This window comes from Streptomyces sp. NPDC001401 (assembly GCF_042895385.1).
In the GTDB taxonomy this organism is placed as follows: Bacteria; Actinomycetota; Actinomycetes; order Streptomycetales; family Streptomycetaceae; genus Streptomyces.
Window position 1 is genome coordinate 437,492 of the sequence record NZ_JBIAWI010000007.1, and the last position, 21,771, is coordinate 459,262.

General features: G+C 70.4%; 23 protein-coding genes and 1 pseudogene. 11 read left to right on the top strand and 13 right to left on the bottom strand.

Annotated features, from left to right (window positions below; translation table 11 throughout):
- Positions 1-11: 11 nt before the first annotated feature.
- From ACFY10_RS25410 to ACFY10_RS25430, 5 genes are read right to left on the bottom strand one after another with little or no spacing between them, the layout of a single operon-like run.
- Entirely contained in the window at positions 12-977 is a 966-nt protein-coding gene (locus ACFY10_RS25410; RefSeq protein ID WP_390667492.1) for an ABC transporter substrate-binding protein, read from the bottom strand.
- Positions 974-1,690: an ABC transporter ATP-binding protein gene (locus ACFY10_RS25415; RefSeq protein WP_390667493.1), complete on the bottom strand. Its 717-nt coding sequence runs from the start codon at positions 1,688-1,690 to the stop codon at positions 974-976. Before ACFY10_RS25415 ends, ACFY10_RS25410 begins: the two co-directional genes overlap by 4 nt.
- A 2-nt stretch (positions 1,691-1,692) precedes the next feature.
- Positions 1,693-2,571: an ABC transporter permease gene (locus ACFY10_RS25420; protein WP_390667494.1), complete on the bottom strand. Its 879-nt coding sequence runs from the start codon at positions 2,569-2,571 to the stop codon at positions 1,693-1,695.
- 11 nt (positions 2,572-2,582) lie between these two features.
- Complete coding sequence (locus ACFY10_RS25425; protein ID WP_390667495.1) at positions 2,583-3,425, bottom strand: sulfurtransferase; 843 nt, start codon at positions 3,423-3,425, stop codon at positions 2,583-2,585.
- Positions 3,422-4,126: an alpha/beta hydrolase gene (locus ACFY10_RS25430; RefSeq protein ID WP_390667497.1), complete on the bottom strand. Its 705-nt coding sequence runs from the start codon at positions 4,124-4,126 to the stop codon at positions 3,422-3,424. The genes ACFY10_RS25425 and ACFY10_RS25430 overlap by 4 nt, the downstream gene beginning before the upstream one ends.
- Before the next feature lie 316 nt (positions 4,127-4,442).
- Between ACFY10_RS25430 and ACFY10_RS25435 the strand changes: the two genes are divergently transcribed.
- The 5 genes from ACFY10_RS25435 (at position 4,443) to ACFY10_RS25455 (ending at position 8,571) form a co-directional block, all read left to right on the top strand.
- Positions 4,443-5,297, top strand: coding sequence for a LysR family transcriptional regulator (locus tag ACFY10_RS25435; RefSeq protein WP_390667498.1), 855 nt, complete (start codon positions 4,443-4,445; stop codon positions 5,295-5,297).
- Between the two features lie 29 nt (positions 5,298-5,326).
- Positions 5,327-5,761 carry a VOC family protein gene (locus tag ACFY10_RS25440; RefSeq protein WP_390667499.1) on the top strand — a complete coding sequence of 145 codons (435 nt, stop codon included), beginning with the start codon at positions 5,327-5,329 and terminating at the stop codon, positions 5,759-5,761.
- Positions 5,762-5,849: 88 nt separating this feature from the next.
- Positions 5,850-6,263 carry a nitroreductase family deazaflavin-dependent oxidoreductase gene (locus tag ACFY10_RS25445; protein ID WP_390667500.1) on the top strand — a complete coding sequence of 138 codons (414 nt, stop codon included), beginning with the start codon at positions 5,850-5,852 and terminating at the stop codon, positions 6,261-6,263.
- Positions 6,264-6,309: 46 nt separating this feature from the next.
- Complete coding sequence (locus tag ACFY10_RS25450) at positions 6,310-7,434, top strand: hypothetical protein (RefSeq protein ID WP_390667501.1); 1,125 nt, start codon at positions 6,310-6,312, stop codon at positions 7,432-7,434.
- A gap of 36 nt (positions 7,435-7,470) precedes the next feature.
- A complete protein-coding gene (locus tag ACFY10_RS25455) occupies positions 7,471-8,571 on the top strand; it encodes a hypothetical protein (RefSeq protein WP_390667502.1) in 1,101 nt (366 codons plus the stop codon).
- Here the strand turns inward: ACFY10_RS25455 and ACFY10_RS25460 are convergent.
- Complete coding sequence (locus tag ACFY10_RS25460) at positions 8,547-9,461, bottom strand: oxidoreductase (protein WP_390667503.1); 915 nt, start codon at positions 9,459-9,461, stop codon at positions 8,547-8,549. The genes ACFY10_RS25455 and ACFY10_RS25460 overlap by 25 nt on opposite strands.
- Positions 9,462-9,561: 100 nt before the next feature.
- On the opposite strand from ACFY10_RS25460, the gene ACFY10_RS25465 reads away from it, so the two are divergent.
- The 3 genes and pseudogenes from ACFY10_RS25465 to ACFY10_RS25475 all read left to right on the top strand — a co-directional run bounded on the left by ACFY10_RS25465 (position 9,562) and on the right by ACFY10_RS25475 (position 11,664).
- Positions 9,562-10,158 carry a TetR/AcrR family transcriptional regulator gene (locus ACFY10_RS25465; RefSeq protein WP_390667504.1) on the top strand — a complete coding sequence of 199 codons (597 nt, stop codon included), beginning with the start codon at positions 9,562-9,564 and terminating at the stop codon, positions 10,156-10,158.
- Between the two features lie 78 nt (positions 10,159-10,236).
- Positions 10,237-11,000 (top strand): annotated as a pseudogene (locus ACFY10_RS25470) (phosphotransferase); the annotation flags it as partial.
- Positions 11,001-11,127: 127 nt separating this feature from the next.
- Complete coding sequence (locus tag ACFY10_RS25475) at positions 11,128-11,664, top strand: hypothetical protein (RefSeq protein ID WP_390667505.1); 537 nt, start codon at positions 11,128-11,130, stop codon at positions 11,662-11,664.
- Positions 11,665-11,702: 38 nt separating this feature from the next.
- Here ACFY10_RS25475 and ACFY10_RS25480 read toward each other — a convergent pair whose 3' ends face one another.
- Positions 11,703-12,374 (bottom strand): formylglycine-generating enzyme family protein, encoded by a 672-nt coding sequence (locus ACFY10_RS25480; RefSeq protein ID WP_390667506.1) that lies wholly within the window; start codon positions 12,372-12,374, stop codon positions 11,703-11,705.
- Positions 12,375-12,615: 241 nt separating this feature from the next.
- Here ACFY10_RS25480 and ACFY10_RS25485 point away from each other — a divergent pair, with 241 nt between their 5' ends.
- Both ACFY10_RS25485 and ACFY10_RS25490 read left to right on the top strand, forming a co-directional pair.
- Entirely contained in the window at positions 12,616-13,596 is a 981-nt protein-coding gene (locus ACFY10_RS25485) for an Ig-like domain-containing protein (protein ID WP_390667507.1), read from the top strand.
- A 125-nt stretch (positions 13,597-13,721) separates the two neighbouring features.
- Positions 13,722-14,162 carry a VOC family protein gene (locus tag ACFY10_RS25490; RefSeq protein WP_390667508.1) on the top strand — a complete coding sequence of 147 codons (441 nt, stop codon included), beginning with the start codon at positions 13,722-13,724 and terminating at the stop codon, positions 14,160-14,162.
- A gap of 21 nt (positions 14,163-14,183) precedes the next feature.
- Here the strand turns inward: ACFY10_RS25490 and ACFY10_RS25495 are convergent, their stop codons facing one another.
- From ACFY10_RS25495 to ACFY10_RS25520, 6 genes are all read right to left on the bottom strand, one after another.
- Positions 14,184-14,603 carry a MarR family winged helix-turn-helix transcriptional regulator gene (locus tag ACFY10_RS25495; RefSeq protein ID WP_390667509.1) on the bottom strand — a complete coding sequence of 140 codons (420 nt, stop codon included), beginning with the start codon at positions 14,601-14,603 and terminating at the stop codon, positions 14,184-14,186.
- A 73-nt stretch (positions 14,604-14,676) separates the two neighbouring features.
- Positions 14,677-15,027 (bottom strand): VOC family protein, encoded by a 351-nt coding sequence (locus tag ACFY10_RS25500; protein ID WP_390667510.1) that lies wholly within the window; start codon positions 15,025-15,027, stop codon positions 14,677-14,679.
- Between the two features lie 193 nt (positions 15,028-15,220).
- Complete coding sequence (locus tag ACFY10_RS25505; RefSeq protein WP_390667511.1) at positions 15,221-16,252, bottom strand: LacI family DNA-binding transcriptional regulator; 1,032 nt, start codon at positions 16,250-16,252, stop codon at positions 15,221-15,223.
- Entirely contained in the window at positions 16,249-17,154 is a 906-nt protein-coding gene (locus ACFY10_RS25510) for a carbohydrate ABC transporter permease (protein ID WP_390667512.1), read from the bottom strand. The genes ACFY10_RS25505 and ACFY10_RS25510 overlap by 4 nt, the downstream gene beginning before the upstream one ends.
- Positions 17,151-18,074 (bottom strand): carbohydrate ABC transporter permease, encoded by a 924-nt coding sequence (locus tag ACFY10_RS25515; protein ID WP_390667513.1) that lies wholly within the window; start codon positions 18,072-18,074, stop codon positions 17,151-17,153. Before ACFY10_RS25515 ends, ACFY10_RS25510 begins: the two co-directional genes overlap by 4 nt.
- Positions 18,071-19,390 (bottom strand): ABC transporter substrate-binding protein, encoded by a 1,320-nt coding sequence (locus ACFY10_RS25520; RefSeq protein WP_390667514.1) that lies wholly within the window; start codon positions 19,388-19,390, stop codon positions 18,071-18,073. The genes ACFY10_RS25515 and ACFY10_RS25520 overlap by 4 nt, the downstream gene beginning before the upstream one ends.
- 230 nt (positions 19,391-19,620) lie before the next feature.
- On the opposite strand from ACFY10_RS25520, the gene ACFY10_RS25525 reads away from it, so the two are divergent.
- Positions 19,621-21,642, top strand: coding sequence for a beta-galactosidase (locus ACFY10_RS25525; protein WP_390667515.1), 2,022 nt, complete (start codon positions 19,621-19,623; stop codon positions 21,640-21,642).
- Positions 21,643-21,771 lie beyond the last annotated feature (129 nt).

Sequence of the window (21,771 nt, forward strand, 5' to 3'; positions counted from 1 at the left end):
GACTCCAGTGGCTACTTGAGGAGAGATGTGTCGGCCGACTTCGCCACGTCGACGTTCGGGTCCAGAACCCCGATGCCGTTCATGAGGTCGGCCACGCCCTGCACGGTCTTGTTCACGTCGGAGGTGAGCGGCAGGACCTTGCTGTACGCGGCCGAGGCCAGCGTCTTCGCCACCGTGGCGTCGGCGCCGTTGCGCTCCTCGATGGCCTTCGCATAGGCGTCCCGGTGAGTGCTGGTCCACTGCAGGGCCGATCCGAGACGCCGAAGGAAGTCGGCGAGCGCGGCCTTCTTGGCGGGGTCCGCAAGGGCCTTGTCGGAGGCGTTGACGAAGCCGTAGCCGCTGACGCGGCCGTCTCCGCCGTCGACGAGCAGCTTGCCGCCCTGCTCCAGGCCGACCGCCTGGTAGACACCGAAGGTCGCCCAGATCTTGACCTTCCCGGAGGCGAAGGCGGCCTGCGCGTCGGTCGGCAGCAGGTACTGGACCTTCACGTCCTTGTAGCTGAGGCCGTTCTGTTTGAGCACGTTGGCCAGCAGATACTCCGAGATGCTGCCCTTGGCCGAGGACACCACGACCTTCTGGCCCTTGAGGTCCTTGACGCTGTCGATGCCGGAGTCGTTGCGGACGACGATGCCGACGTGCGTGCCGTCGTTCTTGAGGGCGGCGACGTTCTTGACCTGCACCCCGCCGCTGAGCGCCTGCAGCGCCGGCAGGTCGGCGGAGTACCCGGTGTCGGCGGCGCCTGCTTGAACGGCCTGGTAGAGCGGGGCCGCGCCCTCGAACTCGGCCCACTTCACCCGGTACTTGGCGCCCTTGAGCGCGCCCGAGGCCTCGACGATGGTCTGCAGGGTCTTGGCCTGGTCGCCGATGGTGAGCGTGGCCTGCTCGGAGGAGGCGTCCGCCGAGGAGTCCGCGCCGCAGGCGGTCAGCGCCAGCAGGGCGGAAAGGCTCAGCGCGGCGGCGGGGATTCTGCGGATCACGAGGGGGTTCCTTCCAGGGTGTGGGTCACGCCGAGCCAGTTCAGGAGGCGGGCGCGCAGGGTCACGAACGCGGGGGCGGTCAGGTCGCGGGGGCGCGGCAGGTCGACGGTCAACTCGTGGGCGATACGGCCCTCGTCCATGACCAGCACCCGGTCGGCGAGCAGCAGCGCCTCCTCCACGTCATGGGTGACCAGGAGGATCGCGCAGCCGTGCAGCCGCCACAGCTCGGCGACCAGTTGCTGCACCTTGCCGCGGGTCAGCGCGTCCAGGGCGCCGAACGGCTCGTCCAGGAGCAGCAGTTCGGGCTCGCGCACCAGGGCGCGGGCCAGTGAGACGCGCTGGGCCTGGCCGCCGGAGAGGGTCTTGGGCCAGACGGTGGCGCGGTCCGCGATGCCGACCTCGTCGAGCGCCTTCAGCGCGAGGGCCTTGTCGGGCCGCCCGCGCAGTCCGAGGACGACGTTGCGCCACACCTTCAGCCAGGGCAGCAGCCGCGGCGACTGGAAGGCGGCACTGCGCCGCGCGGGCACCGTCACCTCGCCGCCGATCCCGTCGTCGAGCCCGGCGAGGATCCTCAGCAGCGTCGACTTGCCGCAGCCGCTGTGCCCGAGCAGGGCCACGAACTCGCCCTCACGGATGTCGAGATCGAGGTCGTGCAGAACCGTGTGGCCGTCGAAGGCCCGCGAAAGCCCCCGTATTTCCACGCTGTTGGGCATTTCTAGGCCTCGCCCTCGAAGTTGGCCCGCCAGGTCAGCAGTCGCCGCGACAGGATCCGTACGGCGAAGTCGCAGGCCAGACCCAGCAGCGCGTACACGACCAGGCACAGCACGATGACGTCCGTGCGGAAGTACTGCTGGGCGTTGCTCATGAGATAGCCCAGCCCCGCGTCCGCGTTGATCTGCTCGGCGAAGACGAGCGCCAGCCAGGCGGTGGACAGTGCGTACCGGAGCCCCACGAGGGCTCCGGGCAGCGCGCTCGGCAGGATCACGTACTTGATCAGCCCGAGCCGGCCGAGGCCCATCATCCGTGCGGCCTCGACCAGTTGGGCGTCGGTGGAGCGGATGCCGCCGTAGATGTTGAAGTACAGCGGGTAGGTCACACCGAGCGCGACCAGCGCGATCTTCGGGGTCTCCTCGATGCCGAACCAGACGATGAACAGGGGGATCAGGCCCACCCAGGGGATCGCCCGGAACATGCCCATCGAGGAGTCGATGACGTCCTCGCCGAGCCGGAACAGCCCGGCCAGCAGGGACAGGCTCAGTGCGACGGTCGCGCCGATCAGAAAGCCGGTGGCCGCGCGTCGGCCCGATGCGGCGATGGCGCTGGGCAGTTCACCGTTCTTGGTGAGTTCGACGGCCTGTTGTACGACGTCCACGGGGGAGGCCAGTACGGACTCGGGGAGGACGCCGGTGGCCGAGGTCAGGAACCACAGGAGCACGAGGCCCACGGGGCCCGCGGCCCGGCGGACGGAACGGGGGACGGTGAAGCGGCGGCCGGTTTTGGCGGTGCCGCGGAAGGTGACGCGGGCGCGCCGTTCAGGTGCCTCGGGGAGGTCCTGCTTCGACAGCACTCCCGCGTCGAGCGGTCTCGTCGTCATGGCGGGTTCCTTCAGGAGGGCGACGGCCCGGTCGCGGCCGGGCGGGCGGGGTCGGCGGACCAGGCGGACCAGGAGCCGGGAAAGAGCACCGCCTCGAAACCGGCGATCTCCAGCGCGGCGATCTGATGGGCGGCGGTGACGCCCGAGCCGCAGTAGACGCCGATGCGCGAGGCCGCCCCGGCGCCCTTCTCCTCGAACCGCTTGCGCAGCACGTCCGGCGGCAGGAAGACCCCGTCGGCCGCGAGGTTCTCCCCGGTGGGCGCGGACACCGCCCCCGGGATGTGCCCCGCCCGTGCATCCACCGGCTCCACCTCGCCCCGGTACCGCTCGCCGGCCCGCGCGTCCAACAGCAGCCCGGTTACGGCGAGTTCGGCCGCACCGTCGGCATCGGTGACCGGCAGACCGCCCGAGCGCAGGACGACATCCCCGGGCGGCGGGTCGACCGGGATCCCGGATTCCAGCGGCAGTCCGGCGGCCCGCCAAGCCCCCAGCGCCCCGTCGAGCAGCGTCACCTGGGCGACACCCGCGTACCGCAGGAGCCACCAGGCCCGCGCGGCTGCGGTGTTGCCCAAGTCGTCGTGGACGACGATCCGTTGCCCCTCACGAAGGCCCCACCTGCGCGCCGCTGCCTGCAGATCCGCAAGCGCGGGCAGCGGATGCCGCCCGCCCTCGGCACTGGGCGGCGCGGCCAGCTCGCGGTCCAGGTCGACATACACGGCACCCGGAATGTGCCCGTCGGCGTAGTGGCCGTGGCCGTGCGGATCGCCCAGCGCCCAGCGGACGTCGAGCACGAGGGGCGGGGCGTCGGAGGCGAGCAGCTCGCGGAGCTCGGCCACCGTGGTCGTCACGCTCATGCCAGGCCCTCCACGATCGCGGGCAGCTCGGCCGACAGCCGCAGCCGCTCCAGGAACAGCACGACCGTGGCGGCGGCGGTGCGGTGCAGCGCGTCGTTGAGGACGTCGTGCCGGCCGCCGTTGAAGGTCACCGTCCTGACGCCCGCGTGCCCCGCATACGCAGCCAGCGCCCGCTCGACCGGGCTCACCGCGTCGTCCTTGCCGTGCAGGGCGAGGACCGGGACGCGCACACGGTCGAGCCGCAGCTCGGGCAGGTCCGGGCTCGCCTCCAGTGCCCCGCGCCGGAAGTCGGGATCCTGGGTGAGGCGGCCCTGATGGGTGGGGCAGGCCGTACGGGCCTCGGCCTCTTCCTCCCAACTCCCGGACGTCCAGGGCGTGGTGGGCAGCCCGGCCAGGATCAGCGCGTCGACGCTCTCGGTGTGCTCGGCGGCGAGACGAGCGGCGTAACGGGCCCCGCTGTCCGAACCGACCAGCACCTTCGGACCGGGCAGCGACTCGTCGGCGAGCAGCTTGGCGGCGTCGTCGAGCACGGACGGATCGGCCGACGCGTCGCCGAGGGCACGCACCCGGTAGGCGTCGAAGGCGAGCCGACGGCCGAACCGCTCGTACACACCACCGTGCTCACCCCGTCCCGCGAGCACGATCAGCGTGCCGCGCGCGGCGAGACCTTCGGGTTCGTCCCAGGAGAAGGATGAGGACATGAGGGGGCAACTCCCGTTTCAGGGCAGGGGACATGCAGGGAAAGAGGGCACACGTGAGGGACTGTCACGTGTCAGCGAAGCGAAGACGTGATCAGCTCGTACGGCGGCGGCGCACCGAGAGGGAAGTCAGCGACAGCGCGCGCTGCACGCCACGCCGAAGTCGATGACTCGGCGCTGCGTCAGAAGGGCAGCAGAAGCGGTCGCGTGCAGCATGCGCCCATCATGACCGGCGGCGAGCGACCGCGTCCAACGATGAATCCGCATCGAAACCGATCAGGGATCGCGATCGATCGACGGCAGCGGTTACTGTCACCGCATGCCCCAACCTGTCCTCGACATCGTGGCCCTGCGCAGCCTGACCGCGATTGCCGACTGCGGCGGCTTCCACCGGGCCGCGCAGGCGCTCTCGCTCAGCCAGTCGGCGGTCAGCCAGCATGTCCGCAGGCTGGAGAAGACACTGGGGCGGCCCGTCGTCGAACGCGAGGGCCGCGGCACCCGGTTCACGCCCGAGGGCCGGCTGCTGCTGGAGCAGGCCCGCCGCATCCTCGCCGTGCACGACGAAGCCGTACGCACCCTGCTCGACGCGGACGGCGACACCGTCACCGTCGGCTCCACCGAGCACGCCGCCGACCAGTTCCTGCCCCGCCTGACCGCGGCCGTCCAGGAGGTGCGCCCCGGCTGCCGGGTCCGCTTCCGCATCGACCGCTCCGCCCGCCTCGTCGATGCCGTGGAGCGCGGCAGCGTCGACGTGGCGGTGTACGTCACCGAGGCGGCCGCCACCGAAGGCACCCGCGTCGGCGGCCTCCCGCTGACCTGGCACGCCGTTCCCGGCTGGGAGCGCCCGACCGCGCCCAACCCGGTGCCGCTGGTCGCCATCGAGGACCCGTGCGCGATCCGCCGCCGCGCGATCGCGACCCTCGCCGCACACGGCGTGCCCGCCACGGTCGTCGGCGACGCTGGCTACCTCGCCGGCGTCCTCGACATCGCCCGCACCGGCGAGGGCGTGGCCCTGCTCGCCGCGGTCGGCCCCGCCCCCGACGGTCTGACCCCCTACGCGGGCCTGCCGTCCGTCACGCCGATCCCCATGAGCGCCCTGGCCCGCCCGGGCGCCGACCCGGCGACGGCCGAGGCCGCCTTCGCCGCTGTACGGGATCTGCTGCGTCAGGAGTGAGACCCGTGCTGCCGCAGTAACGTGATCGCATGGAACAGCGCATCACATTGATCACGCTGGGAGTCTGCGATCTCGCCCGCGCCAAGCGCTTCTACGAGGCGCTGGGCTGGCGGGGCCAAGAGGTCGAGGAGACCGTCTTCTTCCAGGCGGGCGGTCTGGGGCTGGTCCTGTGGAGCCGCGACAAACTCGCCCGGGACTGCGGCCTGGAGCCCGGACCTGCCGGGGGTTTCGGCGGGATCGCCCTCGCCCACAACGTCCGGTCCGAGGCGGAGGTCGACGCACTGCTCGCGGCCGTGGACCGGGCCGGCGGCACCATCACCAAGCCGGCGGCCACCAACGCCATCGGCTTCTACTCCAGCGCATTCGTCGACCCGGACGGCCACGCCTGGGAGATCGCCTACAACCCCGGGTTTGCGCTGGCCGACGACGGGTCGGTCACGCTGCCCGATTTCGGCGGCGAATAGGGCCTGGTGAACCGCGCGTTCACGGTGCAGGATCCAAAGGTGCGGCGGGGGAACCGACGATCAGACGATCAATCGGGAGTGGACACCGATGAAGGACCGCACCTACCTCAAACCGCCCTGGATGCAACGCCACGTCGGGAACCGTCTGGCGCCCCTGTTCGGACGGTCCGTCGTGTCCCGGCTCTCGGTGCGCGGCCGGCACAGCGGGCGCTGGCAGACGGTGCCCGTCGCTGTCCTGGAGCACGAGGGCGAGCGCTACCTCGTCTCCTACCGCGGCCTGAGCGACTGGGCACTGAACCTGCGCGCCACGCCCGACTGCCGGCTGACCGTCCGCGGCTGCACCGACGACCTGACCACGGAGGAGGTGCCCGAGGCCGAGCGTCCGCCCCTGCTGGCGGCCTACCGCGAGAAGTACGGCAGCATGCCCACCGTCTCCGCGGTGCTGACCGCGCTGCCCGACCCCGCCGACCATCCCGTCTTCCGCCTCCGCGACCAGCACTGATCGCCGTACCTGATCGCCGTTCCTCGAAGCGGTCCACAATGGCCGCATGGAATGGATCTCCGGCGTGGCCGGCGGGCTGCTGCTGGCGGTCATGTTCTTCAGCGTCCTGCGCACCCTCGTGGTGCCCCGCGGCCTCTACTCGATCCTGGTGTTCCGGCTGTGGTGGCTCCTGCGCCGTCTGCTGCGGCTCGGCGCGCCCCGCGGCGGTTACGAGGCCATCGACCGCGCACAGACCTGGCTCGCTCCGCTGATCCTGATCGGCATGCTCGCCACCTGGCTCGGCGGAGCACTGGTCGGCTACGGCCTGCTGCTGCACGCCGTGTCCGAACTGGACTGGAGCGACTCCTTCAGGGAGGCGGGCTCCAGCCTGCTCACCCTCGGCTTCGCCGGCGGCGCCAGACTGCGCCTGTCCGTGCTCGACTTCGTCGCGGCGGCCACCGGACCCGTCCTCATCGCGCTGCAGATCGCCTACCTGCCCACGCTGTACGCCGCCTACAACCGCCGCGAACTGGAGGTGACCCTGCTGCAGTCACGGGCCGGCGAACCCGCCTGGGGCCCGGAGATCCTGGCCCGGCAGTGGCTGGTCGACACCGAGACCGCGCTGCCCGAGCTGTACCGGGCCTGGGAGCGGCTGGCCTCCGACATGGGGGAGAGCCACTCCACGTACCCCGTCCTGATCGCGTTCCGCTCGCCCCGCCCGTACCGCCACTGGCTGGTCGGCCTGGTCGCCGTCATGGACGCGGCGGCCATGCAGCTCGCCCTCACCCCGCGCACCGCGCCGCCGGAGGCACGCCTGGTGCTGCGGGCCGGCTTCACCGCCCTGCGCGACATCGCCCGCGCCCTGCGCATCCCCTTCGACCCCGACCCCGCCCCCGACACCCCCGTCCAGCTGGGCTACGTCGAGTTCGACGCGGCGGTCGCGATGCTGGAGGCGGCGGGCTTCAGCGCCGAACGCACCACCGCCGAGGCGTGGCCGCACTTCCACGGCTGGCGGGTCAACTACGAGGCGATCGCCTACGAGTTGTGCCGCCGCTGCGATGCGGTACCCGCCCTGTGGACCGGCCCGCGCGACTTCGCCTCGACCCCGGTTCCGCCGCGGCGCCCGGCGGATCGCCGTCCCGGCGAAGGGCGGCCGGGACAGCAGGGCCCCTCTCGCGGAAGCGGGCCCTGATCAGAGGGCATCCGGCGTGCTTGCTAGCGTTCGCCCGTGCCCGCGGAGATCACCCTGCTCGTCGACGAACTCGTCGCCCGGATGAAGGCCGGCTCCGGTTACCGGCCGGCGCTGGCCCGGCTGGCGGAGGCCGCGCGTGCCGGCGGCGCCGAGAGCGCGACCGCGGTGATCGAGGCGCTCGCCCCGTGGCTGCCCGGCCTGCAGGGCGACTACGCCGCGACGGCCGTGCTGGCCGGAGCCTGCGTGGAGTGGGGCGGCTCGCCCGAGGCCCTGGTCGACGTCCTGCCGCAGCGCGCCTCGGAGGCCATGATGCTCAACGCGGCGGTGCCGGAGTTCTGGGCCCGGGCGACACGGTGGAGGCCGCTGCCCAAGCCGGAGAGCGCGAGCACCGACCGCCTGGTGAAGACCCTCGGCAGGCTGGTCCGGTCTGGACAGGGGATGGACGAAGGGGTCATGACCCGCATCGCCATGTCCTGGTTCGACATGGACGACTGGCTCCTGCCGCTGATCACGCTCCTCACCGACAGCCGCTTCCGGACCGCGGTCGCCGCCCCGGTCAAGGCCCAACTGCGCGCGCACGCCGCCGCCGTCGCCGACCGTTCACAACGTGCCGCCTGGGTCGGCCAGTTGGCCGCCGTCCTCGACGACGAGCCGCTGCTCGTCCTGGACCCCCGCACCCGCAGGGGGTACGCCCTGACCATGGGCGGAATCGGGGACAACTTCCAGTTGCACACCCTCCTCACGGACCGGCTGATCGGCGATCCCGAGCAGGGGTTGGTCGCGGGCGAGCGCCCTGCGCGCAAGTGGGTCGAGGCGGCAACCGACGGCGATGCGAACCTGGGTGCGAGCGACGCTGCGATACGCCGCTTCCGCCTCTTCGACGGCCATGGCGCCTACGTGTACCCCGAGGGCGTCCCCGCCGACATCGAGCCGCTCGACGGCACCCGTGTGCTCGTCCTGCATCCGCCCAACGGCACTTTCGGCATGGGAGTCGGCCGGGTCTTCGAGCACATGATGCCCACGCTCCGACTGGAGCGTGTACTCGAATCGGCCGAGACACAGGCCTGGTTCGACCAGGTGGCGCCCGCCGTCGAGAACGATCTGATGGCGGGTCAGGCCGAGACCGGGACCGGCTGAGGGAACGCGACCCCCGTCAGCTCCTCCGAGACGGTCCACAGACGGCGGGCGGCGGCCGGGTCACTGGCTGCCGGTGAGCGGCCGACCAGGGTCGGGGCGCCGCGCATCTCGCCGAGGCCGTCCGGGCCGACATAGCTCGCGCCGGGCAGGTCCTGCACGGCGGCGTACAAGGTCGGCAGCGCGCCCGCCTTGCTGTCCTGGGCCACGACGCGGTTGCTCGCCCACATCAGGGCGCGCCGCAGCGCACTCGCGTCGTGGCTCTGGAGATTCGTGGCGGCGTAGCCGGGGTGGGCGGCCAGGGCCCGTACGGATGAGCCCGACTCGGCGAGGCGCCGCTGCAGTTCCAGGGTGAACAACAGGTTGGCCAGCTTGGACTGGCTGTACGCCGTCATGGGGGCGTACTCGCCGGCGAGGTTGAGGTTGTCGAAGTGGATGTACGGGGTGCCCGGCATCTTGTGCGCGCCGGACGACACGGTCACCACCCGGTCGGTGATGTGCGGCAGCAGCAGGTTCGTCAGGGCGAAGTGCCCCAGGTGATTGGTGCCGAACTGCATCTCGAAGCCGTCCTTCGTGGCGGACTCCGGGACGTTCATGACACCGGCGTTGTTGACGAGCAGGTCCAGGTCGCCCCGCCAGCTCCCGGCGAACTCCCGCACGGACGCGAGATCGGCGAGGTCGAGGCGGCGCACCTCCACGCTCCCGCGCACGCCCGCGGCGGCGGCCTCGCCGCGCTTGGGATCCCGCACGGCGAGCACCACATGCGCGCCCGCACCGGCCAGCGCCTGAACGGTGGCGATGCCGAGCCCGCTGTTGGCGCCGGTCACGACGGCGGTGCGGCCGGTCTGGTCGGGGATGTCGGTGACGTTCCACTTGCTGGGTTCAGTAGTCATGCCCGCCAATGTAGGCGGCGCCAACAATGCTGTCAATGACAACAATGGTGACGCCGCCAACAATGTAGGCGGCACAAACATGACCGATACACTGACGCCCATGCACACCCGCACCCGCCGCTACCACCACGGAGACCTCCGCGCCGCCCTGCTGACCCGCGCCGAGGAGACGCTGCGCGAAAAGGGGCCGGCCGCGCTGTCACTGCGCGAACTCGCCCGCGACCTCGGCGTCAGCCATGCCGCCCCGAGCCGCCACTTCAAGGACAAGCAGGCCCTGCTGGACGCGCTCGCGCTCACCGGCTTCGAGCGGCTCACCGCCGTCCTCGGGGCCTCACAGAACGGCGTCGGAGAGGCGTTCGCCAAGCGGCTCGACGCGATGGTCCGCGCGTATGTGGGGTTCGCCCGGGCCAATGCCGAGCTGCTCGACCTGATGTACTCGATCAAGCACGATCCGGAGGCCTCCGATGCGCTGCTCGAGGCCACCCAGCGCTGGTCGGACCTGGTCGTCCGGCTGATCGGCGAGGGCCAGGCCCAGGGCGAGGTGCGGCAGGGCCCGATGGAGCGCGTCGGCCTCCCGGTGTTCGCGACCCTGCACGGCTACGCCGATCTCGCGGTGACCGGCATGCTGCCCCCGGAGGCGGACGAGCACGGGCTGGACGACGTGATCGCGTTCATCCTGCAGGGGTGCGCGCCCTAGGCCGGCCCGCCCCGCCATAGGCACACGGAGTGCCGGCGCCGCAAACGGCGGATCACCATCCGACTGCCGTGGCTCCGCATGCCCCACACCCAGATCGAGATCACAGCGGAGTTGGTGCGGGACCTGCTGCGCGACCAGCGCCTTGACCTGGCCGATCACCCCTTGAAGCTCGGCGCGTGTGGCTGGGACAACCAGTTGTGGCGGCTCGGCGACGACCACGCTGTCCGATTGCCCTGGGCGACGCAGTCCGCGGACGCGCTGCTGTGCGAGAAATGCGCCTGGCTGCCCGCCCTCGCCCCGCACCTTCCCCTGCCGGTCCCCATCGCGCAGCGCCTCGGCAGGCTCTCGGAGCGGTTTCCGCGGCCCTGGCTCGTCACCACCTGGGTGCCGGGCGAGCCCGCCAACCAGGCCCCCTCCGCGCGCGTCGCGGAGGCGGCCGACACCTTGGCCGCTTTCCTGACGGCCCTTCACCGACCCGCTCCCACCGGAGCGCCCGGCCGTGACCGCGGCGGGCCGTGCCGACGGATTCGCCAAGATGCTCGCCTCGGCCGCCGAGCCGGGGGCTGATCCCCGCCCCGGGCGCAGTCCGCGCGACCTGGGAAGACGCCACCGCCGCACCCGACTGGGCGGGCCCGGCCACTGTGGCCCCATGGCGACCTGCATCCGGCCAGCGCTCTCACCACGGACGGCACTCTCTGCTCCTGCCGGACGGCGTCACCGACCGCTTCCACGACGCCCATCAGCCAGTCCCGGACACCGCGACCCTGCGCCGCGCCCGCGGCTGGGCGGTGCTCCGCGCACTCGGCTGCATCCTGATCGGAAAGGCCCGCGCCCGGGGCCGGGGCACCTCTGCCCGGCGCGAGCGCAGCCGCCCAAGGTCCATTCATCGGGATTCGTCAGACCCTCACCCCATCGGCGAGCTACCGTACGAACACGTCGCGCTACCGACGGTCAATGAGGAGGAATCCTGTGTCATCGCCCTGCGACCCCCAGCACGCTCCCGCCGGCGACGTGGGCGCAGCGCTCATGATGGTCGACTCTCGACTCAGGGCCATCTACGACGACAAGCCCCAGACCGACGCCGAACAGCGAGCGCTGACCGACCAGTTCGCCGCGTCCTTGGGGCCCGGTGGAGTCGACGACCTGGTGGACGGCGCGTGCACGGTCATCTACATGTTCATGCAGTGGCTGCGGATGGCCTACGAGGATCACGGCAAGGACGTCATCGAGTACGTGGTGCCCAACCTCGTGGCCTCGATGCGCATGATGCCCAAGAGCATCGGCGCCGAGGCCATCCCCACCATGGCCGGCCTGCTCGTCGCTGCGGGCACCGGCCTGAGCCCCAGCCTGTGGCGCAAGCAGTACGGGTACTGGACCGAGGGGGAGATGAATCCCCTGGAAGCCACTGCCTTCCTGCTCGCGGAGCACATCAACCGACTCACCGACGACCGCGAATTCGCCACCCGCATGATCGCCGAAGCGCTGTCCATTGCGGACGACGGCTGACGTACGGCCTCCCTGCGAGGGCGGACGCGAACGGGCTGTCACACGAGGGAACGCGCGATGCGGAATCCGACGTCGTCGACCCGGAAGGTCGGGTGGCTGCGGCGCCGCGCGGAGGCCCGGCAACTCCAGTGCTCATCAAACCAACCACCGCCGCGTAGCACCCGGTAGGTGCCGTAGACCTCGGCGTCGTAGACGTCCCAGCACCAGTCCCAGACATTGCCGAGCATGTCGTAAAGCCCCCACGTGTTGGGGCGTTTGCCGCCCACGTCGTGGATGCGCTCGTGCGAGTTGCCGCGGTACCAGGCGATCTCGTCGAGCTCCCCGTAGCGCGGTCCTGCCGTACCGGCACGGCAGGCGTGCTCCCACTCGGCTTCGGTCGGCAGCCGGTACCCGTCGGCAGACGCGTCCCACTCGATACCTTCGCCGTCGGCACCGAAGTGGTACGCGGGCGTGAACCCCCCGCGCCGGGACAGCGCGTTGCAGAACCGCACCGCGTCCCACCAGGAGACACACTCGACGGGCAACTGGTCCCCATGGGCGGTACTCGGCCGCCGGCCCGTGACCTGCCCGTACAACGCCTGGGTGACCGGGAACGCCGCGAGTTGGTAGGGCGCAAGCTCGACCGACCAGCTGCGCTGCGTTCGCCGGTCCGACAGTGTCACCTGTCCCGGCGGGATGGCGATCATCTCGTTCCCCGTCATCACGTCCATGATCAGAAGATCCTAACGAGACCTCCCAGTGCGAAACGGCAGGGCCGGACGAGATCGACTGAGACAGCACCCGGCGGCCGGGCGGCCGGTCGATCGAAGCCTCGAAGGGCGGAGGTTTGCGAAGTCGAGTGACATGGATCACTAAAGATCTACGCGGCGCGTGCAACTGCGGCCCATGGGGGCACTGTCTGACAGGGAGGTGGGCCCCTCAGGGCCGAGGAGCGAGAGAGCGGGGCAGGTCGTGGGACGGCGCAAGGGCGGCATAGGGATCGCACTCGTCACGGTCGCGATGCTGGTGGGCACGAGTGCCTGCGGCGGGGGCGGCAGCAGCAAGGCGAGCGGGGACGACGCAAAGGCGCCAGGAAAGGCGAGTGCCTCGCCGTCACCGACGAAGCCCGCGGGCCCGCCGATGCTGCTGGAGACGATCACCCCGCAGACCGGAACCACGGTCGGCGTGGCCATGCCCATCTCGGTGATCTTCACGAACCCGGTGGCGGCCAAGGCACGGGCCGGCGTCGAGAAGCACATGAAGGTGAGCGCGTCGCAGCCGGTGGCCGGCGCCTGGCACTGGATGGGCGACAGGCGCGCCGACTGGCGGCCGAAGACGTACTGGCCCTCCGGTACGAAGGTGAAGGTCGACGCCGACCTCAAGGGCGTCAGCAACGGCAACGGGCGCTACGGCGTGCACGGTTACACCCACACCTTCACGATCGGCGACGACGTGCGCGCGGATGTCTCGGTGACCGGCCACACCATGAAGGTGACCCGGAACGGCACGGCGGTACGCACCCTGTCGATCAATGCGGGAAGCGCCGAGTACCCGACGTGGAACGGCACGATGGCCGTCATCGACAAGCAGGAGAAGGTCCACATGACCTCCTGCAGCGTCGGCATCAGCTGCGACAAGGGCAGCGCCAACTACTACGACCTGACGTTGCCCTGGGACGTCCACCTGACCCAGTCCGGCACCTACGTGCACTACTCGACCGGCGACCCCAACCCGGGCAGCGGCAGCGCCCGCGGCTCGCACGGCTGCGTCCACCTGTCCATGTCGGACGCCAAGTGGTTCTACGGCCAGGTCAAGCAGGGTGACCCGGTCACCATCACCGGCTCCCCCCGCGCCAAGGCCCCGGCCGACAACGGCTACGCCGCCTTCAACCTGAGCTGGGACCAGTGGCTCGCGGGCAGCGCGTCCGGGGAGCAGACGACCGCGACGCTGTGACGCGCTGAGGCGGCGAAACGGTCGGCGGTTCGTCTGCAGCACTGGAGGATGTCGAGAACGGCCCGGCGATTCCGTCCCAGGGGTGAGCGCGACCACCGTGGCTCACCCCACCAAGGAGACCCAGCATGGCGATCCAGCGGATGGACAACGTCCTCATCGTTGTCGACGACCTTGACGCTGTCATCTCGTTCTTCGTCGAACTCGGCATGGAGCTGGAGGGCAAGGCGCCGATCGAGGGCCGTTGGGTGGAGCGTGTCATCGGGCTCGACGACGTCCGACAGGACGTCGCAATGCTGCGGACCCCGGACGGTCACGGCCGAATCGAGCTGGCGAAGTTCCACGCGCCGAAAGCGATCAGCGCCGAACCGAAGGACGCGCCGACGAACACGCTGGGCATTCGTCGCATCATGTTCGCGATCGACGACATCGAGGACGTCGTTGCCCGCCTGCGCAGCCACGGCGCCGAACTCGTCGGCGAGCTGGCGCAGTACGAGGACAGCTACCGGCTCTGCTATGTCCGCGGCCCCGAGGGCATCGTCGTCGGACTGGCCGAGCAGCTCGGCTGAAGACCGTCAGCCGGACAGGCCTCATCCCTCGGAAGAACCCTTGCCCACGGCCCGCCCGCCCAGCAGCCGACCCAGCACCTCACGCTGCAGCGGCAGCACCTCGGCGTGCAGGGCGCGGCCCTTGCCGGTCAGGGCGACATACACACCGCGCCGGTCCTCCGCGCAGACCGAGCGGACCACCAGGCCGTCCTTCTCCAGCCGGCCGATGAGCCGGGACAGTGCGCTCTGGCTGAGGTGGACGCGTCCCGCGAGGTTCTGCACCCGGCACTGGTCGCCCTCGCCGGGCGCCTCGGACGCGAGGATGTCGAGCACCTCGAAATCGCTCGCGCCCAGGCCGTGCGGGTGCAGGACCCGGTCGATCTCGCACATCGTGCGGGCGTGCACGGAGAGGATGTCCCGCCATTTCTCCTCGAGCCGGGCGTCGGCCGTCTTCACTGCCATACCCGCACGGTAACACCGAAACAGCCATTCGTTGACTGTGCAATGAATGCGGGTGCATGCAGCTTGGCGGTCGTCAGGCGGGCGGGTCCTGCAGCAGCCCGACCAGATTGCCGTCTGCGTCCTTCAGCGAGGCGATCAGCCTGCCGTTGCCGACGTCCTGGACGTCCTGCACCACCTCCGCACCGGCGTCCACCAGTGCGGCGAGCCGCCCACGGATGTCGTCGACGTGCCAGTACGGCACCGGCCCGGTGAGGCCCTTCGCGTGCCCGTTGGGGTCGAGGCCGACGTCCTGTCCGGCGTCCTTGAAGCCGACGTAGTACGGCTCATCCGCGTACGGCTCCACCTGCAGCAGGGCGCTGAACAGGGACTTCGCCCGGGCGATGTCCTTGACGGGGTAGATGATCGTCTTGAGGCCGGCGGTCATGGCGTGCTCCTCCGCAGTGGATGGTCCGACGGATTTCGTCGGTGCTTTCACGCTAGGACGGGGGAGGGGGAATCGGCTTCTTCGATCCTGATCGGTTGACCGGGAAAGTCAGAGCCGAGGGCGCGCCGACGGCCGGAACGCCGATCAGCGCGCCCTCGACGGGGTCCTTGCACGAGGTCCTTGCACGGGGTCCTTACGTCGACTCCCGCTTCACCAGCTCCGTCGGCAGAATCACCGCCGCCGGGTCCTCGCCCCCTATCTGTGCCAGCAGCACCCGTACCATCTCGGCGCTGATGCGGTCGTAGGGCTGGCGGATCGTGGTGAGGGCGGGGGTGGCCTCCGTCGCCGCGATGGAGTCGTCGAAGCCGCCCACCGACACGTCCTCGGGGACCCGGCGGCCCGCCCGGCGCAGCGCCGTCAGGGCGCCCTGCGCCATCAGGTCGGAGGCCACGAACACGGCGTCCATGTCCGGTGCCTGTGCCAGCAGCCGTTCGCAGCCCGCCTCGCCGCTGGCCCGGCTGTAGTCGCCGGAGACGATCAGCCGCTCGTCGATCTCGACGCCCGCTTCCGTGAGTACTTCCTTGTAGCCGGCGAGGCGGTCGACACCGCCCGGGGTGTCCAGCGGGCCGCTCACCATGCCTATGCGGCGGCGCCCCCGCGACAGCAGGTGGCGCACCATGTCACGGGCGCCGTCCCGGTCGTCGGCCGCCACATAGCTCACCTTGGAGCCGAGTCCCATGGGCTTGCCGCACTGGACGAGGGGCACCCCCGCCTCGCGCAGCTGCTCCGCGACCGGGTCCCCGGAGTGGCTGGAGACCAGCAGCACCCCGTCGACATGCCCGGCCGTGATGTACCGCGTAATGCGCCGCCGTTCGTCCTCGGTGCCCGCCAGCATCAGCAGCAGCGGGATGTCATGTGCGGCCAGCGCCTGGGTGCACGCGCTCAGCAGGACATTGAAGTTCGGGTCCTCGAAGAACCGCTCCTGAGGCTCCGTCAGCAGGAAGCCGACGGAGTCCGAACGCCCGGTGATCAGCGAGCGGGCGTGCCGGTTCACGACGTAACCCGTCTTGCGGATCGCGGCGTTGACCGCCTCCTGGGCGGACGGGCTGACGTAGTGCCCGCCGTTGAGCACCCGCGAGACGGTGCCCCGCGAGACACCCGCCTCGCGGGCCACGTCGTGGATCGTCGGCGGTCTGCGTCGGCCCCCCGTGCTGCTCATGGTCATGACTTTACGGCCCCGGAGAGCAGATCGAGGCTCCAGAAGCGCTGGATGACCAGGAAGAGCGCGATCAGCGGGAACACCGCGAGGAACGCGCCGGTGATGACCCCCGTGTACAGCGCCGGGGTGTTGGCGCCCTGCTCCAGGAGCGTGTAGAGGCCGAGCGTGATCGGGAACTTCTCGTCGTCGCTGAGCATGATGTACGGCAGCAGGAAGTTGTTCCAGATCGCGACGAACTGGAACAGGAACACCGTCACCAGCCCGGGGATCATCATCGGCAGCGCGACCCGGGTGAAGATCCGCCACTCGCTCGCGCCGTCCATCCGCCCGGCCTCCACCACGTCGCTGGGCACGGCGGCGGCCGCGTAGATGCGCGCGAGGTAGACGCCGTAGGGGGAGAGGACCTGCGGGAGCAGCACCGACAGGTACGAGTCCGTGACGCCCGCCTTCGCCATCAGCAGGTACTGCGGGACGGCGAGAATGATCGGCGGCATCAGTACGCCTGCGAGCAGGACGTTGAAGATCGTCTCGCGTCCGCGGAAGCGGTAGGTCGCGAGCGCGTAGCCGCTGAACGACGACACGCAGGTCGACAGCAGGGCGCCGAGACCGGCGTAGAGGGCGGAGTTGCCCATCCACTTCCAGTAGACGCCGCCGCGGTAGGAGTTGAGATCCTTGATGTTGTCGACGAAGCCCGAACCCGGCAGGAACGTGAAAGTCGAGAACAGCTCGGTGCTGGACTTGGTGGACGCGATCACCACCCAGACCACCGGCAGCAACATGTAGACGGCACCGAGCACCAGGGTGATCGTCGGGATCAACGCGATCCGCCTGCGCAGCGGCGGGCGGCTCTGGGCGGCGCCGGTCGTGCCGGCCGCCGAGGGGGCCTTCTGGACGGCAAGAGAACTCATCGTGCTGCCTCCTGCTTCTGGCGGCGGTTCGCGGCACGCAGGAAGCCGAAGGACATCACCAGCGTGGCGAGGGCGATGATCACGGCCTCGGCGGCCGCCTGGTAGATGTCGCCCGTGCCGAAGGCGTCCCGGTACACCTTCATCAGCGGACTCCAGGTCGTGGACACAGAGTTGGTGAGCGGCTTGAGGGTGGTCGGCTCGTTGAACACCTGCAGCGTCGCGATGATCGAGAAGAAGAAGGTCAGCACCAGCGAGGGCGCCACCATCGGGATCTTGATCCTCAGCGCGATCTGCAGCGGGGTGGCGCCGTCCAGCTTCGCCGCCTCGTACACCTCGGCCGGGATCGCCTGCAGCGAGGTGTAGATGACGATCATGTTGAAGCCGGTGCCGCCCCAGACCGCGATGTTCGACAGCGCGACGTACAGCGGGCCGCCGTCGAGCAGGTTCGGCTGCGGCATGTGCAGCTTCTCGAGCACGTAGTAGAAGGGGCTGACGTCCGGCAGGTACAGAAAGCCCCACAGCAGCGCCGCCACCACGCCGGGGATGGCGTACGGCAGGAAGATCGCGAGCCGGGTGAAGGGCGCGAGGCGCACCTTGTCGGAGTCGAGCATCAGCGCGAACAGCAGGGCGAGGCCGAGCATCACCGGGATGACGATGAGGCCGTAGCCGAGGACGCGCAGCGCCCCGTGCAGCAGTTCGCTGTCGGTGAGGGCGTCGGTGTAGTTCTCCAGGCCGGCCCAGACCTCCTTGCGGGCGCCCGAGCCCAGGCCGAGCCCGGAGACGTGCACCTTGCGGAAGCTGAGCCAGACCGCGTAGCCGATGGGCAGCGCGAAGAACAGGGCGAAGAGGATCGTCGCGGGGAGGAGGAAGGCGTACGGGGCCCCCTTGACCCCGTACGACTTCCGGCGTGCGCTGGTCACTCGGAGACCTCGAAGCCCTGCTTCTTGAGGTCGGCGACCGTGGCGTCCTGCATCTTGTCCAGGGCGGCGGTGAAGTCCGACTTGTTCTTCGCGGCGGCGCCGAAGGCGTCGTTGAAGGTCGTGTAGGCGACGTTCACGTTCGGGCCCCAGGCCGAGGGCGCCGTGGTCTTCGCGATCTCGGCGGCCTTGGTGTAGAAGTCCGACTGGTTCGAGAAGTACGCCGGCGGGGTGGCGAAGGCGCCGCTGGTCTGGGCGTTGGTGGCGGCCGGGTAGATGCCGCTCTCCTTGGCCAGCGCCTGGAGGGCGGAGCCGTCGGTGTTCAGCCAGGCGGCGAACTTCGCGGCGGCCGCCCGGTGCTTGGAGTCCGTGGTGACGGCGGTGGAGGAGCCGCCCCAGCTGCCGGTGACGTTCTCGCCCGCGGACCACTGGGGGAGCGGGGCCATGGCCCACTTGCCCTTGGTGTCGGGCGCGGCCGTGGTCAGCGTGCCCGGCGCCCACACGGCGGAGACCCAGGCGATCTGCTTGCCGGTGTTGAGCGCCTTGTTCCAGGCCGGGGTGTACATCGGCTGGTTGTCGACGGCGCCCTCCTTGACCAGGCCGCCCCAGAAGTCGGCGACCTTCTTGGTGGCCGTGTCGTTGATGCCGACCTTCCACTTGTTGCCGGAGGTGGTCCACCACTTGGCGCCGGCCTGCTGGGCGAGGCCCGCGAAGAGGCCGGAGTCGTTGGCGGAGAAGGTCGTCAGGTCCTTGTCCGGGGCCTTCTTCTTCAGCGCGCGGGCGGTGTCGGCGAACTGCTCCCAGGTGGTCGGGACCGTCAGGCCGTACTTCTTGAAGAGGTCGGCGCGGTAGTAGAACATCATCGGGCCGATGTCCTGCGGCACCGCGTACACGGCGTCCGTGCCCAGCGTGGTCTGCTGCCAGACGCCCTCGGCGAACTTGCTCTTCGCGTCGCCGACGTCCTTCGATATGTCGGCCAGGGCGTCATTGCTGACCAGCGTCGGCAGCGCCTGGTACTCGGCCTGCACCAGGTCCGGTGCCTGCTTCGCCTTGTGCGCGGTGAGGATCTTGGTGACCAGCGAGTCGCCGGACGCCTGCTTCTTCACCGTGACGGTGATCTGGTCCTTCTTGCCCTGCCCCTTGTTCCACAGGTCGACGACCTTGTCCATGCCGGGCGTCCAGGTCCAGTACGTCAGCGAGACCGGACCCGATTCGGTCTTGCTGTCGCTGTCGGACGAGCCGCAGGCGGCGAGTGCGGTGGCGCCGAGGGCAACGGCGATGGTGGATGCCACGAGGCGAACGCGCTTCGTGTTGGGCATGGATCTCTCCCCTGACCTGGGTCCCCGCCTCTTGCGGGAACCTGCCATGCGAATCACATGAGCCAGGTCCCCGCCCGTCGCGAGGACCTGAGACGCTCTCTGTGAGCGTTCACAGTAGAGAAACATCCCGGACACTTGTCAATGGTTGTTGCTGTGCGGTTATGTTGGGCTCGCACCGCCGCCGCTGTGTGTGCACGTTCCCAAATGATCAATAAATACGGGAGAGATCCATGCCGGAGACCAGCCCCAGGGGCCTCACCAGGCTCGCCTTCGGTGGGGACTACAACCCCGAGCAGTGGCCGGAAAGCGTCTGGCATGAGGACGTCCGGCTGATGCGGGAGGCCGGCGTCACCATGGTGAGTGTCGGGATCTTCTCCTGGGCGCTGCTGGAGCCCTCACCCGGGGTCTACGACTTCGGCTGGCTGGACCGCCTGCTCGACCTGCTGCACGAGAACGGCATACGCGCCGACCTGGGCACGCCCACCGTGTGCCCGCCGGTCTGGTTCTACCGGGCCCACCCCGAGGCCCTCCCCGTGACCGCCGCGGGCGTGCGCCACGAATTCGGCTCCCGCGCCGCCATCTGTCACAGCAACCCCGACTACCGCGCGGCCGCCGCCGGCATCACCACAAAGCTCGCCGAGCGCTACGGCAACCACCCGGCCCTCGCGCTGTGGCACGTGCACAACGAGTACGGCGTCCCCGTCTCGGCCTGCTACTGCGACTCCTGCGCCGCCCACTTCCGCCGCTGGCTGCAGACGGCGTACGAGACGATCGAAGGCGTCAACGAGGCCTGGGGCACAGCCTTCTGGGGCCAGCGCTACACGGACTTCGAGCAGATCAACCCGCCGCGCACCACCCCGACCGCCGTCAACCCGGCCCAGGCACTGGACTACAAGCGCTTCGCCGACGCCACCATGCGCGAGAACTTCGCGATGGAACGGGACATCCTGCACCGCCTCTCTCCCGGCGTCCCGGTCACGACGAACTTCATGACCGCCCTGAGCCAGTGCGACTCCGTCGACTACTGGGCCTGGGGCCGCGAGGTCGACCTCGTCACCAACGACCACTACCTGATCACCGACGGCCGCCGCACCCACGTCAACCTCGCGATGGCCGCCGACCTGACCCGCTCCGTCGCGGGCGGCGCCCCCTGGCTGCTCCTTGAGCACTCCACCTCGGGCGTCAACTGGCAGCCCCGCAACCCCGCCAAGGCCCCCGGCCAGATGGCCCGCAACTCCCTCGCCCATGTGGCCCGCGGCTCCGACGGCGCCATGTTCTTCCAGTGGCGCCAGTCCCGGCGCGGTGCCGAGAAGTTCCACTCGGCGATGCTCCCGCACGGCGGCACGGAGACCCGGGTGTGGCGCGAGGTCGTCGAACTGGGCGCCGCCCTCGACTCGTTGAGCCAGATCCGCGGCACCCGCACCCAGGCCGACGTCGCCGTCCTGTGGGACTGGCACTCCTGGTGGGCGCAGAACCTCGAATGGCGCCCCAGCGAGGACCACGACGCGCGCGAACGCGCCGACGCCTTCTACGAGGCCCTCTATGACCGCCACCTCACGGTCGACTTCGCTCACCCGGAAGCCGACTTGTCGGCATATCCCCTTGTCGTCGTGCCCGCCCTGTATCTGATGACGCAGGCGGCCGGCAACAACCTCAAGCAGTACGTCGAGGGCGGCGGCACCCTCGTCGTGTCGTACTTCTCCGGCATCGTCGACGAGCACGACGCCGTGCACGAGGGCGCCTATCCGGGCGCGCTCAGGGACGTCCTCGGCCTGACGGTCGAGGAGTTCTCGCCGCTGCTGCAGGGCCAGTCGGTATGCATCAGCGGCCCGGACGGCTCCGAGCTCAGCGGCGACGTGTGGACGGAGTTCGTGGTGCCGCGCGGCGCCGAGACCGTGTGGACCTACACCGACGGCCTGACCGCGGGCCACCCCGCCGTCACCCGCCACCGCCTCGGCGAGGGCACCGCCTGGTACGTCTCCACCCGCCTCGGCGCCGAGGGACTGGATGCCCTGCTGGGCTGGGCGATCGAGGACGCGCGCGTCGCCCCGCGCGCCGACCTGCCCCGCGACGTCGAAGTGGTACGCCGCACCGGCGAGTCGGGCAGCTACCTCTTCGCCGTCAACCACACCGCGTCGGACGCCAAGGTGCCGCTGGAGGCGCACGGCACCGAGCTGCTGACCGGCGAACGGGCCGCGGGCCGCCTCGAGGTCCCCGCGGGAGCCGTCAGGGTCGTACGACTCGACGGCTGAGCCGACTCCCCTCCGCCCGCGCGTGCCACGAGAGCCGCGGGCGGAGGGGCTCTCCCTCCGGCGCCACCGGAGGGACACCCCCATCGGAGGGGATCCCCCCATCCCCCATTCGTCGAAGGGACGACGGAC

Bases quoted from the DNA above. Each gene is read 5' to 3' on its own strand.
- ACFY10_RS25415 (WP_390667493.1), bottom strand. From the start codon at position 1,690: ATGCCCAACAGCGTGGAAATACGGGGGCTTTCGCGGGCCTTCGACGGC.
- ACFY10_RS25420 (WP_390667494.1), bottom strand. From the start codon at position 2,571: ATGACGACGAGACCGCTCGACGCGGGAGTGCTGTCGAAGCAGGACCTC.
- ACFY10_RS25425 (WP_390667495.1), bottom strand. From the start codon at position 3,425: ATGAGCGTGACGACCACGGTGGCCGAGCTCCGCGAGCTGCTCGCCTCC.
- ACFY10_RS25430 (WP_390667497.1), bottom strand. From the start codon at position 4,126: ATGTCCTCATCCTTCTCCTGGGACGAACCCGAAGGTCTCGCCGCGCGC.
- ACFY10_RS25435 (WP_390667498.1), top strand. From the start codon at position 4,443: ATGCCCCAACCTGTCCTCGACATCGTGGCCCTGCGCAGCCTGACCGCG.
- ACFY10_RS25440 (WP_390667499.1), top strand. From the start codon at position 5,327: ATGGAACAGCGCATCACATTGATCACGCTGGGAGTCTGCGATCTCGCC.
- ACFY10_RS25445 (WP_390667500.1), top strand. From the start codon at position 5,850: ATGAAGGACCGCACCTACCTCAAACCGCCCTGGATGCAACGCCACGTC.
- ACFY10_RS25450 (WP_390667501.1), top strand. From the start codon at position 6,310: ATGGAATGGATCTCCGGCGTGGCCGGCGGGCTGCTGCTGGCGGTCATG.
- ACFY10_RS25460 (WP_390667503.1), bottom strand. From the start codon at position 9,461: ATGACTACTGAACCCAGCAAGTGGAACGTCACCGACATCCCCGACCAG.
- ACFY10_RS25465 (WP_390667504.1), top strand. From the start codon at position 9,562: ATGCACACCCGCACCCGCCGCTACCACCACGGAGACCTCCGCGCCGCC.
- ACFY10_RS25480 (WP_390667506.1), bottom strand. From the start codon at position 12,374: ATGGACGTGATGACGGGGAACGAGATGATCGCCATCCCGCCGGGACAG.
- ACFY10_RS25490 (WP_390667508.1), top strand. From the start codon at position 13,722: ATGGCGATCCAGCGGATGGACAACGTCCTCATCGTTGTCGACGACCTT.
- ACFY10_RS25495 (WP_390667509.1), bottom strand. From the start codon at position 14,603: ATGGCAGTGAAGACGGCCGACGCCCGGCTCGAGGAGAAATGGCGGGAC.
- ACFY10_RS25500 (WP_390667510.1), bottom strand. From the start codon at position 15,027: ATGACCGCCGGCCTCAAGACGATCATCTACCCCGTCAAGGACATCGCC.
- ACFY10_RS25505 (WP_390667511.1), bottom strand. From the start codon at position 16,252: ATGACCATGAGCAGCACGGGGGGCCGACGCAGACCGCCGACGATCCAC.
- ACFY10_RS25510 (WP_390667512.1), bottom strand. From the start codon at position 17,154: ATGAGTTCTCTTGCCGTCCAGAAGGCCCCCTCGGCGGCCGGCACGACC.
- ACFY10_RS25520 (WP_390667514.1), bottom strand. From the start codon at position 19,390: ATGCCCAACACGAAGCGCGTTCGCCTCGTGGCATCCACCATCGCCGTT.
- ACFY10_RS25525 (WP_390667515.1), top strand. From the start codon at position 19,621: ATGCCGGAGACCAGCCCCAGGGGCCTCACCAGGCTCGCCTTCGGTGGG.